General features: G+C 60.6%; 16 protein-coding genes and 6 tRNA genes. All 22 read right to left on the reverse strand.

The features are described 5' to 3' along the window. Positions 1 to 3279 (reverse strand): hypothetical protein, encoded by a 3279-nt coding sequence (locus ACWF99_RS23490; protein ID WP_452537380.1) that lies wholly within the window; start codon positions 3277 to 3279, stop codon positions 1 to 3. 394 nt (positions 3280 to 3673) lie between these two features. Further along, on the reverse strand, positions 3674 to 4042 hold the full coding sequence (locus ACWF99_RS23495; protein WP_452537381.1) for a phage tail assembly protein: 369 nt from the start codon (positions 4040 to 4042) through the stop codon (positions 3674 to 3676). Positions 4043 to 4149: 107 nt separating this feature from the next. Further along, positions 4150 to 5010 carry a phage tail tube protein gene (locus tag ACWF99_RS23500; RefSeq protein ID WP_452537382.1) on the reverse strand — a complete coding sequence of 287 codons (861 nt, stop codon included), beginning with the start codon at positions 5008 to 5010 and terminating at the stop codon, positions 4150 to 4152. Between the two features lie 13 nt (positions 5011 to 5023). Next, entirely contained in the window at positions 5024 to 5428 is a 405-nt protein-coding gene (locus ACWF99_RS23505) for a hypothetical protein (RefSeq protein ID WP_452537383.1), read from the reverse strand. A 7-nt stretch (positions 5429 to 5435) separates the two neighbouring features. Further along, positions 5436 to 5849 carry a DUF5403 family protein gene (locus ACWF99_RS23510; protein WP_452537384.1) on the reverse strand — a complete coding sequence of 138 codons (414 nt, stop codon included), beginning with the start codon at positions 5847 to 5849 and terminating at the stop codon, positions 5436 to 5438. Then, complete coding sequence (locus tag ACWF99_RS23515) at positions 5753 to 6115, reverse strand: hypothetical protein (protein WP_452537385.1); 363 nt, start codon at positions 6113 to 6115, stop codon at positions 5753 to 5755. Before ACWF99_RS23515 ends, ACWF99_RS23510 begins: the two co-directional genes overlap by 97 nt. Further along, on the reverse strand, positions 6112 to 6252 hold the full coding sequence (locus ACWF99_RS23520) for a hypothetical protein (protein ID WP_452537386.1): 141 nt from the start codon (positions 6250 to 6252) through the stop codon (positions 6112 to 6114). Before ACWF99_RS23520 ends, ACWF99_RS23515 begins: the two co-directional genes overlap by 4 nt. Then, positions 6249 to 6623, reverse strand: a complete 375-nt coding sequence (locus ACWF99_RS23525; RefSeq protein WP_452537387.1) for a Gp19/Gp15/Gp42 family protein — start codon at positions 6621 to 6623, stop codon at positions 6249 to 6251. Before ACWF99_RS23525 ends, ACWF99_RS23520 begins: the two co-directional genes overlap by 4 nt. 8 nt (positions 6624 to 6631) lie before the next feature. Then, entirely contained in the window at positions 6632 to 6802 is a 171-nt protein-coding gene (locus tag ACWF99_RS23530; protein ID WP_452537388.1) for a DUF7302 family protein, read from the reverse strand. A gap of 63 nt (positions 6803 to 6865) precedes the next feature. Then, complete coding sequence (locus ACWF99_RS23535) at positions 6866 to 7834, reverse strand: phage major capsid protein (protein WP_452537389.1); 969 nt, start codon at positions 7832 to 7834, stop codon at positions 6866 to 6868. Between the two features lie 26 nt (positions 7835 to 7860). Continuing rightward, a complete protein-coding gene (locus ACWF99_RS23540) occupies positions 7861 to 8364 on the reverse strand; it encodes a hypothetical protein (protein ID WP_452537390.1) in 504 nt (167 codons plus the stop codon). A gap of 44 nt (positions 8365 to 8408) precedes the next feature. Next, positions 8409 to 9251: a VG15 protein gene (locus ACWF99_RS23545; protein ID WP_452537391.1), complete on the reverse strand. Its 843-nt coding sequence runs from the start codon at positions 9249 to 9251 to the stop codon at positions 8409 to 8411. Next, positions 9248 to 10612: a phage portal protein gene (locus tag ACWF99_RS23550; RefSeq protein WP_452537392.1), complete on the reverse strand. Its 1365-nt coding sequence runs from the start codon at positions 10610 to 10612 to the stop codon at positions 9248 to 9250. Before ACWF99_RS23550 ends, ACWF99_RS23545 begins: the two co-directional genes overlap by 4 nt. Positions 10613 to 10662: 50 nt before the next feature. After that, positions 10663 to 12321, reverse strand: a complete 1659-nt coding sequence (locus ACWF99_RS23555; RefSeq protein WP_452537393.1) for a terminase TerL endonuclease subunit — start codon at positions 12319 to 12321, stop codon at positions 10663 to 10665. A 13-nt stretch (positions 12322 to 12334) separates the two neighbouring features. Next, the gene (locus tag ACWF99_RS23560) at positions 12335 to 12964 is read right to left on the reverse strand and encodes a hypothetical protein (RefSeq protein ID WP_452537394.1); all 630 of its coding nucleotides are present in this window, start codon (positions 12962 to 12964) and stop codon (positions 12335 to 12337) included. Between the two features lie 32 nt (positions 12965 to 12996). Then, complete coding sequence (locus ACWF99_RS23565; protein ID WP_452537395.1) at positions 12997 to 13752, reverse strand: N-acetylmuramoyl-L-alanine amidase; 756 nt, start codon at positions 13750 to 13752, stop codon at positions 12997 to 12999. 48 nt (positions 13753 to 13800) lie between these two features. Further along, positions 13801 to 13872, reverse strand: a tRNA-Phe gene (locus ACWF99_RS23570). Then, positions 13873 to 13948, reverse strand: a tRNA-Met gene (locus tag ACWF99_RS23575). It abuts the tRNA gene before it with no gap. Position 13949: 1 nt separating this feature from the next. Then, a tRNA-Thr gene (locus ACWF99_RS23580) sits at positions 13950 to 14025 on the reverse strand. A gap of 1 nt (position 14026) precedes the next feature. Beyond that, positions 14027 to 14101 (reverse strand) — tRNA-Gly (locus ACWF99_RS23585). 1 nt (position 14102) lies between these two features. Beyond that, positions 14103 to 14179, reverse strand: a tRNA-His gene (locus tag ACWF99_RS23590). A 1-nt stretch (position 14180) separates the two neighbouring features. Beyond that, a tRNA-Leu gene (locus ACWF99_RS23595) sits at positions 14181 to 14254 on the reverse strand. Positions 14255 to 14275 lie beyond the last annotated feature (21 nt).

Below are 14275 nucleotides of genomic sequence, written 5' to 3' on the forward strand. Positions count from 1 at the left end.
TTACCTCCGTGTGTACTGGAGCGCTTCCTTGTTCTGTTGCCTGTTCTTCACGGCCTCTGCTTCATCAGCAGTTGCGACGTTGAAGATGTATGTGGCAGCAGCCGAAAGACCGCCCGTGAATAGACCATCGCCACTGATTCCGAGGTCTGACATTCCCTGCTTGATCGTGGCGTTCGCGAAGTCGTCCGCGATCGTGCCTGGATTCGACTTTTCGAGAATCTCGTCGAAGTCGCTGGAAAGGCTTTCGCTTCCGAAGATCTCGCCGAAATCGTCGACCATCAGCTTGAGTTCGCGCTGTACGCCGCCCCAGCCGTCCTTCAGGCCCTTTTGCAGCCGCTCCATGATCGACAGACCCTTGGATTCGGCTTCGGGAGCCTGCTGCTCGATCTCATCGAGAATCGAGTCGTAGGGCTTGCCGTACTTGTTCTCGTAGGCCAGCTTCTTGGCCTCGAACTCCATCTCGTCCTGCTGCTTCTTGATCGCGTCAATCTGGGCCTGGAGTGCCTTCTTCCGCGCCTTAGTGGCCGCAGTTTCCGACATGTCGTCCAGACGGTCGATCTCGAATTGCAGTTCTTCGGCACGGAGCTGCATCAGCTCCTTGGCCTGCTTGGTCTCGTCGTCCATCTCGCCGAACGCCTTGTCGACCGGGACCTTCTGGCCCTTGATCGTCTTGGTGGCATCGGTAGTGGCATCCGACATCTCGCCCATAGCGGCCTTGTAGTCAGCGACCTGTGTCGCGACCTTCCCCTGGGAACCCTCGAACGACTTCGCCAGTGCATTCGCCAGATTCGTGGCCGCAGCAGTCGCCGCGCCCACCTGGGACTCGATGCCATTCACGAGGCCCTCACCGACGTATTCACCAAACTCGGTGAACACCTTCGACGGGGAGTTGATCCCGAGGACGGACTTAGCCGCATCGGCCACAGCCGAGCCGACGCTCCGGGCGGCGGCGACAGCCGCACCCAGCATCGAGGTGATGCCGTTGATCAGGCCCTGGACGACCTGCTTACCTGCTTCGAGCAGCAAGGAGCCGGCATTCGAGAAGTTGCCCTGGATCGCCTGGACCACAGCCTGTAGCGCGGTCTGGACCCCCGAGGCGAGCCCGTTGAAGATGTCGATCACACCCTGGACCGTGCCGATCAGTGCGGTCAGCACCCCAGCCGCGACCTCGATGGCCGTAACCACGAATGGCAGCGCCTGAGTCGCCAGATTCAGAATGCTGGTCGCCAATTCGAGAATCGCCGGGGCGTTTTCGAGAACCTTCGGCAGCAGTTCAGCCAAAGCCTGGGCGAACGTCGTGATGAAATTCGTCAGCGAGGCCATAAACGCCTCGTTGGTCATCATGTCGGTAAACGCCTGACCCATTTGCTGAAGCGCGGGGCCCAGCAATGGCAGGGCACCCGAGACCGCATTTCCGATCGTGTCGAAAAACGAGGTCAGTCCGGGAGTCGCAGCCTGAATCGCAGGACCCAAAGTGGTCATCGCGGCGTTGAAAATCTTGAGCCCATTGTTCACCAGCGAAGTCAGAATCGGCTCGACCGTAGTCAGCGCCGAACCCATATTCGTCAGGAATGTATTGAACTCGGGAGCTACGCCGGTGCCAAATGCGGAGAGCGCACCGAGCACAGAATCAGCGAACGAAATCAGTCCGGGCTCGATAGTCGTCAGGACATTTCCGAGTGTGGTCAGGAAATTACCCATCGGGCCACCGAGCTGGCCCATCGCACGAACGCCAATAGCGACGATATCGTTGAACAGATTTCCGAATCCATCGGCGAACGACTTGAGTCCGCCGAACATCTGATCCATCGACCCGTCAGCGACAAGCCCCTGAATGGTGGACTTGAAATTGGCAGCCCAGTTAGTCATCGAGGCCGCGAGGCCCTGGAAATGGTGAGCACCGACATCGCCCATTGTCAGGAATGTCGAAGTCAGGTCCGAGAAATACGGCTTCAGATTCGTGAACAGCGTCCCGGTCTTAGTCAGGATCGACTCGATCTGAGCCATTCCCGTACCGGAGGTCACTACGTCAATGAACCCCTGCGAGATGTCCGCCAGGCCATTAGCCACGGCGTTCATTCCGGTCTTCAGTGGACCCTGCATCAGCGGGATAAGCTGAGCGAACTGCGGCGTCAGCCGCTGCTCGAACGTATTCGAGACCGATGCCTTGAGTTCATCCAGCGGGGCCTTGAGCTGGGACGCGGCACGCTTGATGCCGTCCATACCCAGCGCGATAGCGCCAGCCGCAGCAGCGCCCGCGAACAGCAGCGAAGGCAGCGCACCGAGTGCGCCACCGATCAGAGCAGCCGCAGGGCCAACCAGGGACGCAACAGCCGCGGACAGCAGCAGGATTCGGTTACGGGCGCGGTGTGAGCCGCTGCCCATCGAGTTGAAGCTCGGGGTGATCTTGCTGATCACGGAGCCGGTGTTGGACAGTCCATTACGCAGGCGCGACAGCGCAGTGCTGAGACGGATCGACTCGTCGGCGTTACCGCCGATCACACGGCGAAGACCACGCATCGCCTGTGTCTGGGTCCGAACGTCCATGCGGTACAGGCCCTGGCCGGCCCGGAGAGCCGCATCACCCAAACGTCGCAGACCTGCGGATGCACCGTTGCCGGTCATTCGGCGAAGCTCGGCTCCAGTCACGCGGGACTGCGCTGCGAGACTACGAAGCCCTACGGTGAATCGGTTTGTATCCCCGACCGAGTTCCGAGCCCAGCGTGTGCTGGCATCGGCGGTACGGGCGAGATCGCGGAACGTGTTGCGTGTTTCGACGATCGAATCGCGAGCACGAGTCAGCCGACCACCCATGCGCTGGATACGGTCACCTGCACGGTCAGCGGCATCGCTGACACGACGGAATGCCTCCTTGAGAGCGCGAAGGCGCACCTCGTTCTCGGTCAGGTTCCGGTTACCCTCGCGGGTACGACGGGCGTACTCCTTGAGATCGGCGTTGAAGCGACCCAGGGTCGTCTTCGCCAGGACCGCACGGAATCGCTCCATCGAGCGAGACAGCAGACCCAGCTTGCCGTCGCCGTCCACGTCGACACCGACACGGACACCGTTGCCGGACATCGCCCGCATCGCGGCGAGCATGGCAGCAAACCGGGCCAGGGCCCCAGCAGAGTCGAGATTCGCGTTGACCGCGACCTCACCCTGCATCTCCTTTTCGATGGCCTCTAGTTGGGCCTTGAGTTCCCTACGGAACTTCTCGGTATCCGGGACAACCCGGATGGAAATGCGACCGACTTCCTGGCCGCCGGGACCACCTGGCATTAGCTCGTTGCCTTCCTCTTCTTAGCAGCCGCGAGCTTGGCCGCAGCGATAAACGCAAACGAGCCAGGCTTTTCGACTTGACGTGTTGTTCGTTCTGGAGTGGGGAAGGGGTCTGGAACCTTCGGCTTACTCTTGGAATGAGCCGACAAATACGTGTATTGCAGCGCTCGCACAGCGTTTACCGTGGCGACAGCGGCATACCTGGATTCGTCCCAACCTCTGAATTGCTGGCCCCCACGGCGCTCAGCAACGAACATCGAATCGAAGTCGAGTCCCTTTACAAGCGTGAATACGTATCGGGGGGTGAGACCGGCCTCCGGGCGAAACAGATCCCGGAGGTCGATCCCGTATTGCTTCAGGAGGTCAGGGACCAGGAACTCGCCGTACTCGTCGATCAGGCGGGCGAGCGCTCCGCTTCCCCCGGCTGTGTCGCCTCCATCCAGGAGCCGAACAGCTTGAGCGTGAGTGCGAGGTCGTCCTTGATGGCAGTGACCAGCTTCTTGCCGAGGGCCTTGTCATCAGCGACCAGGAGGAAGACCTCCAGGGCCAGCTCGCCGCTGGCCTCCAGCTCGGACGCCTGGTCCTGGCCCTCGGCCTTCTCGACGGCGTCCATCAGCTCGAAGACCTTTTCGCGGTCCTTCTTAGGCAGACGCAGCAGGTTACGGAGGACGACCGACTCGGTGTCGGACAGGTTCACGCGAACGGGAGCAAATTCCTTCTCGACCGATTCGCGGAGATCATCCAGAGAGAATGTGTTGGACATGTGTGGCAGACCTTTCTTAGTCGGCGGGCGAATTTAAGTGGGGGAGGGGAGGCCCGCCAGGAAACCCCTCCCCCGGTCAAATGACTCGGTTAAGAGTCAAGTCTGGATCAGTCGAACAGGTCGGCCGAGATCCACTGGAACAGGTCGTTCGCAGCGTGCTTGAGGAAGGTCGCGCGGATAGGCAGCGACGCAAACTCATCGGATGGCAGCTGGATCGCGTCATCACGACGCACCGACGCCTTCGGCGAGTAGAACCCGACCTTGGTCTCGCCATCGACGATGATGACCAGGAACGCACGCTCGTTCACCTGTGTGGCACCCGAGACGCCGAAGACGCCCGGAGTAGCCGACGAGTTCGCGCCGTAGTACAGCTCGAAACTCGCGGTATCGAACTGGTGCAGGAACAGCGTCAGATAATCCGCAGCCTGCTCGGTCACGACCTCGCGGAGAGCCTGGTTCTGCCAGGTCCCCCTCACCTCCGCATCCCCGCCGTCAAATCCGAATTCCGGCATGTCACCGCGGGAAGTGTGGCCGATATTCGACCAACCGTTCGGGGCCTTAGTGATAACCACGGCCAGGACCGGAGTCGTACCGGTCAGGGAGGCCGCCACCGTGATGGCTGCCAGCGCCTGGCCCTGAAGCTTGCCGACGATATTGATCTTGATACCGGTCGAGAGAGTGCCAGTGGCAATCACATTGCCGACCCCGATCGAAGGCAGCGCTTCGAGAGCAGCCTGGACCTGAGCCGCAGTCGCGTTATACGGCAGCGGGGCCGTAGCGGTACCCGAGGTCAGGGTGAAGGTTCCCGCAGTGGCTGTACCCGTCAGGGTCAGTGTCTGGACCTGAGCACCGAAGGTGGCTGGGTCGACGGACTCCAGCTCGGTAGGGGATGGAGCAGCGGTGCCGATCGGCGCGGTAAACACGTAGCCGACCGCCGCTGTAATCACGGACTTGTCATTGAGCGCCATTCGGCGAATCTCCTTATCGGGGTGGTCGGACGCCCAGCTTGATCAGCCCTTGTACTCGCCAGGAATCCTGATAAAGCGAGGAGAACTGGACAGCGCCCATGGTTTCCTTGATCGAATGCAGGTAACCGGCCTCGGTCTGAGTCTGATTAGCCACAGCGTCAAAAAGTGTTTCGAGAGCTTCTTCGTAAATCAGCTCTGTTTCGGGAAGCCCCTCGGTGCCATACGCAGTCATTTCGATTACAGGCATTGCGAGTTGCTTCGGACGAGTTTCATGTCGGAATCCGCCAACACGGCGGATATTGATCATGGGGAACTGTCGGTAGTCGATGTCCGGCACCCAGGTGGTAATAACCACATCTGGGAATCGCTCACGGAGAATCGGTACGACCACCGACTGAACCCGTGGCATCACGGGCATGGATCTCCTATATGAGCCCCGCGGCTCCTGTAATGATGTATAGGCCAGCGGGTGGCCGAGTATCGGAACCTTCGAACGCGCCGGACGGCTGATGGCCGAATTCCACCGAAAGCGGAGCAGGTCCTTCGAGGCTGACGAACGAGTCGACATCACCCTGGGAAACGTCAATCTCGTGGTTGGTCCGGTTAGTGACCTTGCGGTGCTGGAGCAGGTTCGCTTCGGCTATTTCGCCGACAGCGAGAGCCTTTTCCGCTACAGACCCCTTCACGCCTTCGAGGTGAGATACAACCTGGTTCATGGCCTTATCGCCGATAAGCCTCGCCATCAGAACCGCTTGATCGTGTAGTCGGTATGCGCTGTATTCCGAGAGCCCGTGTACAGGTTGATATCCCCGAAAACGGCCCAGCGCTGACCCCGCCATTCGATCTCGGACTGAGCGCCGAGTTCGCCGTACTGTGCGTCGAACGCGCGGGGGAACCGGATCTTGTAGACCTTCTCGCTCTCGAAGCCCTCGTTGTCCTGCTCGGAGCGTCGCGCCGAGGTGCCGGACTGTCCCTGGACCTGAATACGGGCACGGGCCGGAATCCCGACCTTCGCGGGTCGGGTCCGGGTGTTTCCGTCCATATCCGTGACAGTCTCTTCGAGGAAGACGAGTACGTCCTGGTTGGCTGAATCGAGAAGGCTCATCCGGGGTTCCGATCGACGTTGCCCCAGGTGATCCTCCAATCGTGGATGCACTGGTGGTGGAACTCGTCGCACTTGGTGACATCCACCCGGCGACCGTCGTACTCCAGCATCTCCTCGTGTGCGTGCAGCTCGGTCATGTCGGCAACACCAGATTCGGCACCAGGACCGCGAAGCGGGTCTGCCTGACACCCAACAGCTCCCACTCCTCGGGGAGGACCGAGAGACGCCCCGAGACCGTTCCGGTCTGGAGCATGTAGGTGTAGTTGCCGTCGGTCTCACTGAGATAGCCCTCGGGGTTACGGACCAGGCGGAGAACCGCGTCGGCCTCCACCATGACCACGTCTTCTTCCAGGAGACGGCCATCTGCAATCCGTGCAGCCAGATCCGGCAGACGCCGCTTGATCATGCGCTCGACATCTTCCAGCCGAGCCAGGACCAGGGCCTCTTCCTCGGGGGACATGACGCGAGCCCAGCGGACAGCTACGTCGTTTGCTACGGCGTACGCCATGTCACTCCTTACTCAGTGGTGGGGGTTGCCTCAGAGGCCGGCTCCGCGGGCTTCTGGGGGGCAGCCTTACGGCCGCGTGTGGCGGGGATCTTCTCGAACAGTCCGCCCTGAATCAGCTTCTCGCCGAATTCGTCGTCGACCTCGACCGCCTGCTTGTTTTCCTTATGGCGAAGAATCATTTGTCCTCCTCGGACTAAAGGGTGGGGCCCCGAAGGACCCCACCGTTAAGAGTCAAGTGAGGATCAGGCCAGAGGCGCGTCAGTGAGCTTGACGAACGCGTCCTTGTCGTTGACCAGGAACGCGAATTCCGCTTCGACTCGGACCGCAACCATGTTGTGCTGCCACAGCGAAACCAGTTCAGGAGCAGCCGCTGTACCGAAGTTCAGCGTCGCCTGATCGGTAACGTCGAAGGACAGACCACCGACCTGGCCCCAGATGACCTGATTCCAGTCACCCATGAATCCGACAGTCCGCGAGCCCGGAGCACCCGTCGAAACGACGTGATCCGACAGGATTGTCTGACGACCCAGAATGGTTCCCTCACGCATTGGCGAGGTTGGGTTGGAGTAAGTCGACTCCACGAACAGCGGGCGGCCGTTCAGGTCGACCGAGCCGTTGAGGAGCGGCTCGACAGTGTCGTCGAGGAGTGTCCCGGTCCACTTCTTGCCGTCGTTCACGAGCAGCGACAGGCCGTTCACGCCAATCGACTGGTACGCGTTGGTCTTCGACCCGGCACCTGGCTCAACATCCTTGAGCGACGTGGCCTTAGTGGTCTCGGCAATGTAGCCCTTGAAAGCGTCAGGCGCATTCAGGCCGTACAGAGCAGCGTCGTCGAACGCCATGGCGATAGCCGTAGCGACCTTGGTACGCATGGTGCCCAGGTAGCCCGCAGGGTTCGCACGCACGACTTCAGCGGAGGCCGCGAAGATGGTAGCGATCTTGGTAGGCACCAGGGTCTGCTTGGTCATGTTGCCCTTGGTCAGGGGCTTCATTCCGCCTTCGTCCACCCACGACGCCTGGACATCACCTGTCCAGTGCGGGATAGCGATGCCGGTCGGTCCCATAGGAACCTTACGAGCGACTCGCTGGACGATCGAGGTCTTCTCGACCTCGGAGAAGTAATCCTGGGCCTGCTCGGGATCGAGGTAGCCCTGGAACATGGTATCGCCGGTCTGTGCGATACGGGGATCATTAGCTGGCGCGATAGCCATACTGGTCTTCTTTCTGCGTTGTTAAATCAGCGATTGTTGATCGCGGCATTCAGCGCGCGAAGAATAGGATCGCCATTCAGGGGAATGTGATTGGAATTACCCGAGCCCTGAGTAATGTCAGTCGCTCGATCCTTGCCCTTACCCATCAGCCCGACGATTGTCTTGGCGTGAGCGGTAATAGCTTCGGGGGTGTCACCCTGGACCAGGTTCGCCAGCTCGACGGCCTTAGTGCCGCCAACGTCCTCGTTCAGGATCGCGATCAGCTTGTCGTATCGGTTATTCGACACAACGAGTTCATCACTCAGCTCGGAGAACTTAGTTGTCTCCGCATCAAGCTTTACCTGGAACTCGGCCTCGACCAGGGCACGGGTCTCGTCAGCAACGGTCTTCTTCTCGTTGCGGTAACGAGCAGCCTCGTTATTGGCCTGGGTCATCTTGGCGCGAGCCCATTCGGGCAGCGAATCCACATTGTCGGCTGTATTGACCGCCTGGGTCTCGACAGCAGTTTCTGTGGTCTGGGTGTCAGTCATTTACGTCTCCTGGACGGTAATCGGCCCACCTGGGGCGCTGTTTACTACGCAGCACGAAGCCGTGCGTATTCGGCTGGATCAATTTCGCCGCGAGAAAGGCGGCGTCGAAGCGCATTAATCGCTTCGCGGTTGTAGTCCTTGGTTCGGGCCTTGCCGGACCGGATCAGGTCGGCTGCCTCCTTGGCAGCTTCCTTCCAGAGCTTGAGCGCTCGAATCCGTTCGTCACGGCCGGGCCAGTTCTTCACGTCGAAGACCGGCACCACCTTGCAGTCGCACCCGTCGTGCCATTCGTTCATGTACTCGGACACGTCTTCACCGGCCAGGTACATCTGCTTGGCCTCGGTGTCTGTGAGATCCAGACCCGCCGTATCGGCTCCCATGTAGGTAGGCCCTCGGGAGATGAGCATCAGGCACCAACCGCACGTCTCGCGACCTGTCGCGACTCGCGCCCAACCGCGGACTATCTGTGTTTGTGGCTCGTTCTCAACTGCGCTGATGATCTGTCGTCGGCCAGCGTTCTCGACCGAGCGAACCGCTCGAAGCGCCACGGCGTTCGTGCCCGCACTACCGGCGTCCTCCTGGGACGCCCGGAGACGGACCGGCTCCATGTCTTCGATGAACCACCGGAGCGTGTACTCCTCCAGGAACCTGTCGTTCCGGGGAAGCTCTGGGTGGTGTAGTGCTCGCTCAGCGTCGTAGAACTCCCGTGCGATCCGGGCGGACTCTTCACGAGCCCGCTCGACCTCGGGATAGATCAGCTCCAGCAGCCGTACCCAGTCGTTCAGACTCAGGTACGGGGCTGCAAAGAACTTCGCTACGTTGGTGACGAACCGAACCAGCGCCTGCGAGATCAAGAGCTGCTCGTAGGCGTACCGGTCAGGTGTCATTCAGCGGGAGCCTTTTCTGGCTCCGGGGCCGGCTCCGCGCCGGGGCGGCGAGGATCTCCGTACAGAGAACTCATGGGATCGAGGGCTACTTCCTCCTCGTCCCACTTCTTCATCTCCTTGCGCTCGGTGACCGAGTAGCCCATGTCAATACGGGCCCGCTCCTTCGGGATCACACCTGTGCCGTTGGCGTAGAGCTTGGAAGCCGCATCCGCCTTGGCAGCCCACGTCGGGGTGCTCGGATCTCGCCAGATGGTCTCCATCCGGTACATCTCCGGTGGGAGATCGCCGGGATTCATGACCTTGTGGGCAATCCGCATCGCCTGTTCCCAGGCACCGCCGAAGATCTTCGCCTTACGCTCGGCGTTCTTCACCAGACGCGCCTCCGATGCCTTGATGGCCTCGGCGGACGCGGGGTTATCCGAAGTGGATGCCAAGTACTGCGGAGGCAGGCCGGTATAGGCCGCTGCCTGCCGGGCTAGTTCCTCCAGGGCACCGGTGAAGTTCCGCAGCTCGGCCGCAGCGAACTGCTGGGCCTTCGCGTCGTTGTCCTCGAACGCGAGGATGCGAGCGAGATACGCGTCGAACAGAGACTGACCCGTCTCCGGGTCGACACCGAGATCCTCGGGCTTCACACCGAAAAGCAGTCGCTGTGGCACGGCCATCAGTTCGGCCGTCGCCTGCATGTTCATCATGATCCGAGCCGCCGCGTCGGTTACCGACCGCAGCTCCGGGGTGATCTCCGAGGTACCCAGGATGTCGGACAGTCGGGTCCGATTCGCCAGTGGCACAACAGGAACCAGCTCTAGGCCGTGATTGACCGACTGGAGCAGCTCCCACTGCCCCTCGGTACGAATCCACGAGATAGTGGCCTCGGTCGTGTACAGGGTGCAAGCCTCGATCTGAGACCCGTCCGAGCCGTACACGGCGCGAATCGCCGCCGTCACCTGGTTCGTACGTGGGTCGATCGTGACGTGCATCGAGTTCGGTGACTCCACGCGGATGATCGGGATCTCCGGGTCGAGCGTCTTATCCTCGGGATCAGGCGCCGAGATGGTGATGTACGCCCGGCCGTGGACCATGGCCTCGACGAAGCCGAGGGTGGCCGAGGTGTCCAGGTCGTTCGCCTGCCACCAGTCCCACAGGGTCTCGTCCGCCTCGTCCGAGGTAGCCATTCGGAACCCTTCGAGTTCCAGGCGTTCCGCGACAGCGTTCACGTACAGGCGGGGGTAACCGACATTCGCCAGCAGATTCCGCATCTGCGGGGGAGTGGCAACGCCAATAGCGGTTGGTCGCCGCTGCGACTCGTAATACGCCGTGTTGTCCGCGAGGGGCCGGACCGATTCCTCGAATGCATCGAGCATCTGATCACGGTGGACCTCGGGATCAATACGTTCTACTTCCGGGGCAGCCATTACTTAATCGCCACCACCTTCCGCGTACGGTTCTTCTTGGACATCAGGAACTCCTGTCGGGCTCCAAATGCCAGGACCGCGCAGACAGCCGCATCAATCTTCTTGGTGGAGTCCTTGCTTGCCTTGCGAATGGAGATCGCATCAAAATTGGTTGGGTTGCGACGCGCGTTGAATACGTGCTGTCGGAGAATCGGGTTACCGTCGTGGACGAGTTCCTTTTCGAGAACCGCATCGAGGAACCGCTCGCAGTCCAGAGCGAACTTCTTCGTCTGGCCGCGCATATCGAATGCGATCGGATTACCCGGAGTCGCATTGACTTGGATCTTCTTCTTGAAATCCCGACCCCACTGGTCGACGTACGCCTCGAATTCCTTCACGTCCGCGCGGAACGACACAACGTCGTACGCGGCGAACATCGAACGGACCGTCGCATCGACTTCTTCGCGGGGGACTTCGCCGTCCGGGTACTTCTCGGGATTCCAGGACTTGATCAGGAACAAAGCCCCGTCTTCGATACGGCACGCCACCAAAGCGGTGTGGTCGTTATTCTTCGAGCCGTCGAAACCGAGAGCGATCTGATCGCGCTTCTTGAGCTTCTCCAGATCCAGAACCTCCACCGCACCCCATTCGTGGGGTGCAATCCAAGAATCCTCGGAGGCGTTAATCTGATTCAAGAACTTGCGTCGAGACTCAGTAACCGGATTACGCCGGTCCAGGATCGACTTGATAATGTCTTCGACCGGGAGCCAGGTAGCGTCACCGATAGCGACGAGCAGGCCCTCACGGAGCCGGCGAATGCCGTCCTCGTAACCCTCCGGGTCTTCTAGCTGGGAGGGGATCTCCGAGACCGGGGTGTCAGACGGCGCTTCGAGGGCGTCATACAACGTGCCGACATCCACAGCCTTTCCAGCGAGGATGTCCATATACGCGTCGTAGTCGCGTTCGGCGACCGAATCGTCACCCGGAACGTGTCCGTTGCAAATGCTCAGGACGCGAGCGTCAGGGATCTTGGTGGCGTTACCTTCGATAACACCGGCCATGTCATGGCCCTGTACAGCCTCGACCCACCACTGAGTTTCATTCCGAATTACGAAAGTCGGGCGGTTGCCCTCCATCGCGTGGGGGGAGGAAGTAACAGCCTCAAGCCGTCCGCCCTCGGCGGTGTAAATCAGGGTCTTATGGACATCGAGCCCATACTCCTGCTTCATCTCCTTCGAGACCATCACAGGAAAAAGTGAGAATGTGTTCTTCGTCTGTTCCTGAGAAACAGCCGCGATCTGGACCCAGGCAGCGTGCCGGGTCTTGCCGACCGGCATCCCCCGGTCGAAATGCGAGAAGGACACAGGGCCGCACAGCTCGGCAAGTGCCATAGCAGCAGCGAGGGGGTCCTTGCCCCATCCCTTGAGGCGACGGAGGGTGCCGTCTCGGTAAACGTAGTTACCCTCTTCATCGACCGCGTACCACCAAAGCAGGAATCGCACCTGCTCCTTGGTCGGGTCGAACATCCCTCCGCCATTAGGGGCCTTCAGCCACGTCATCATCCAAATCAGGACGCCGTAGCCCAGCGACTTTTCCGGCAGGTACCACGAACCATCGTCGTACTTACGCCAGGTTGGCCCCGTAATATGAGCGGGTGCGGGGAGCAATGTCTTAGTCACTCCCCGCCTCCTCTCAGTAGATCGCCGGGAACCAATTCCCCCGTGCGAAGTTCGGGTAGTTGTGTGGATTCAGGTCGTACTTGCCGTGTACGCCCGTGTTGAGATATCCGTGGAGCCCCGCGGATTCGACGCAGACCCAATCGCCTGCGTTGCAGATGTCTAGAACCGGGAAGGGTCCGAAATTACGGTCGGTGCCCGCTGCTCCCCGAAACGCTCCGATGAAGTCAAGGGCGAGCGCAGCCGGGTTACCGGCAATACCGCCTGAGCCGGGACCGGGGGCCCGCTTAGGGTCAGCCGCCAGAATCGCAGTGGCATTCGGCTCGAACTGGTTTCGGGAAACCCAGACGTGGACAACAGCCGCACCTCCCGAGTGGCCGAGCATCTTGATGTGGTCACCAGGGCAGGCGTTCCGATGGATACGGAACTGCTTCTCCAGCTCGTTCGCACCAGCGGTGATATTCAGCGAGTCGTAGCCGATAGGCTGGTCGCTCGGGATATACGTGGACGGCTGCCAGGCGTTCGGAGGGAATACCGACGTGTCGATCTGGAACCCGCCGACACCGATCGTGAATGTGCCTCGACAATCACCCGCAGCGGCAGACGCCGTGCTCGTGCCAATAAACGCAATCCCCGAGAGGGCCATAATCGCACTCGTAATGAGTGCAGTTACGCGCCTCACTTGCCTTCGAGCTTCGCGATACGCTTGCCGAGATCCGCGAGAAAATCGACCACGGTCTTGTTGTCGAGCTGCGGCCAGCCCTTGTACTGGCCCTTGTCGCGCTGACCCTGGCCCGCGAGCTGTTCACGAATGTCCTTCACGTCAGAACCGATCGGGCCACAGAAACCTGCGACGAAATCCTGAATCTGCTTAACTTCTGCTGCGCTCAACGGAGCGTCTCCTTCGTTGTCGATCTGGGCCTGGATATCGCGCCGGAACTTCGGCATATCCATGCCACCGGGGTCCCACTTGCCCTGAGCAGCACCGGCCCACTCCCAGTGGGCGATGCAACGGGATGCGTCGTGGCCGAGGCGGCGAAGAATCGCGGCGACGGTCTTCACGTACGCGGTGTACTGAGCCGTGCTCCAGCCCTCGGTGCCGTTGTTCTCGGCCTCGATGCCGATGGTCACCGCATTGGCGTTATCCCTGGCAATACCGGCCCAGGAACCGCGGCCTGCGTGATTCGCCAGGCCGACACCACAAATCGTCACGACACCGTCGCGAGAAATGTGAATCTGCGACGCCAGTCCGAGGCTGGGGTGCTGGGCGATATACCCAGGATTGTTCGATGGGGGATTACTGCCGGTGTGATGGGCGACTACGCCCCAGATGGTCCCGAAGTCCCCTTCGCCGCGAGTACGCCAGCCGGGGAATTCGTCGACCCTGAGACCTTCTGCCCGCAGTACGTCCGCGAGCCACAATGGATCAGCCATTGAACTCCAATCAGAATTAAACCCAGAGCCGAAGGCAAAGGGTGGGTGCCGAAATACCAGGAATCGAACCTGGGCACACCGGGCTTCAACCGGTTGCTCTACCAACTGAGCTATATTCCGTGGAGGCCCTGGTGGGAATCGAACCCACAATCTCCGACTTATGAGGACGGCGAGATGACCATTTCTCTACAGGGACCTGGAGCCACATCTCGGACTCGAACCGAGCACGCCTGTTTACAAGACAGGTGCTTTTGCCAGATAAGCTAATGTGACGTGGAGAGAATGACGGGATTCGAACCCGCCCTATCTGGGTGGAAGCCAGATGTGCTGCCAGTAACACTTCATTCCCTTGGGGTGACCGACGGGGCTCGAACCCGCTTATCCGGGATCACAACCCGGTGCCTCAACCTGTTTGGCTTCAGTCAACGTGATTCCGGTGAGAGTCGAACTCACACTGTTCAGGGTCTGAGCCTGATGCCTCTGCCAGTTGGGCTACGGAACCATACGCGCGTTTCCTACCGTC

It is taken from the genome of Nocardia sp. NPDC055002 (assembly GCF_053608825.1).

Coding starts and splice junctions, on each gene's coding strand:
- ACWF99_RS23490 (WP_452537380.1), bottom strand. CDS start 3,279: ATGCCAGGTGGTCCCGGCGGCCAGGAAGTCGGTCGCATTTCCATCCGG.
- ACWF99_RS23495 (WP_452537381.1), bottom strand. CDS start 4,042: ATGTCCAACACATTCTCTCTGGATGATCTCCGCGAATCGGTCGAGAAG.
- ACWF99_RS23500 (WP_452537382.1), bottom strand. CDS start 5,010: ATGGCGCTCAATGACAAGTCCGTGATTACAGCGGCGGTCGGCTACGTG.
- ACWF99_RS23505 (WP_452537383.1), bottom strand. CDS start 5,428: ATGCCCGTGATGCCACGGGTTCAGTCGGTGGTCGTACCGATTCTCCGT.
- ACWF99_RS23510 (WP_452537384.1), bottom strand. CDS start 5,849: ATGGCGGGGTCAGCGCTGGGCCGTTTTCGGGGATATCAACCTGTACAC.
- ACWF99_RS23515 (WP_452537385.1), bottom strand. CDS start 6,115: ATGAGCCTTCTCGATTCAGCCAACCAGGACGTACTCGTCTTCCTCGAA.
- ACWF99_RS23520 (WP_452537386.1), bottom strand. CDS start 6,252: ATGACCGAGCTGCACGCACACGAGGAGATGCTGGAGTACGACGGTCGC.
- ACWF99_RS23525 (WP_452537387.1), bottom strand. CDS start 6,623: ATGGCGTACGCCGTAGCAAACGACGTAGCTGTCCGCTGGGCTCGCGTC.
- ACWF99_RS23530 (WP_452537388.1), bottom strand. CDS start 6,802: ATGATTCTTCGCCATAAGGAAAACAAGCAGGCGGTCGAGGTCGACGAC.
- ACWF99_RS23535 (WP_452537389.1), bottom strand. CDS start 7,834: ATGGCTATCGCGCCAGCTAATGATCCCCGTATCGCACAGACCGGCGAT.
- ACWF99_RS23540 (WP_452537390.1), bottom strand. CDS start 8,364: ATGACTGACACCCAGACCACAGAAACTGCTGTCGAGACCCAGGCGGTC.
- ACWF99_RS23545 (WP_452537391.1), bottom strand. CDS start 9,251: ATGACACCTGACCGGTACGCCTACGAGCAGCTCTTGATCTCGCAGGCG.
- ACWF99_RS23550 (WP_452537392.1), bottom strand. CDS start 10,612: ATGCTCGATGCATTCGAGGAATCGGTCCGGCCCCTCGCGGACAACACG.
- ACWF99_RS23560 (WP_452537394.1), bottom strand. CDS start 12,964: ATGGCCCTCTCGGGGATTGCGTTTATTGGCACGAGCACGGCGTCTGCC.
- ACWF99_RS23565 (WP_452537395.1), bottom strand. CDS start 13,752: ATGGCTGATCCATTGTGGCTCGCGGACGTACTGCGGGCAGAAGGTCTC.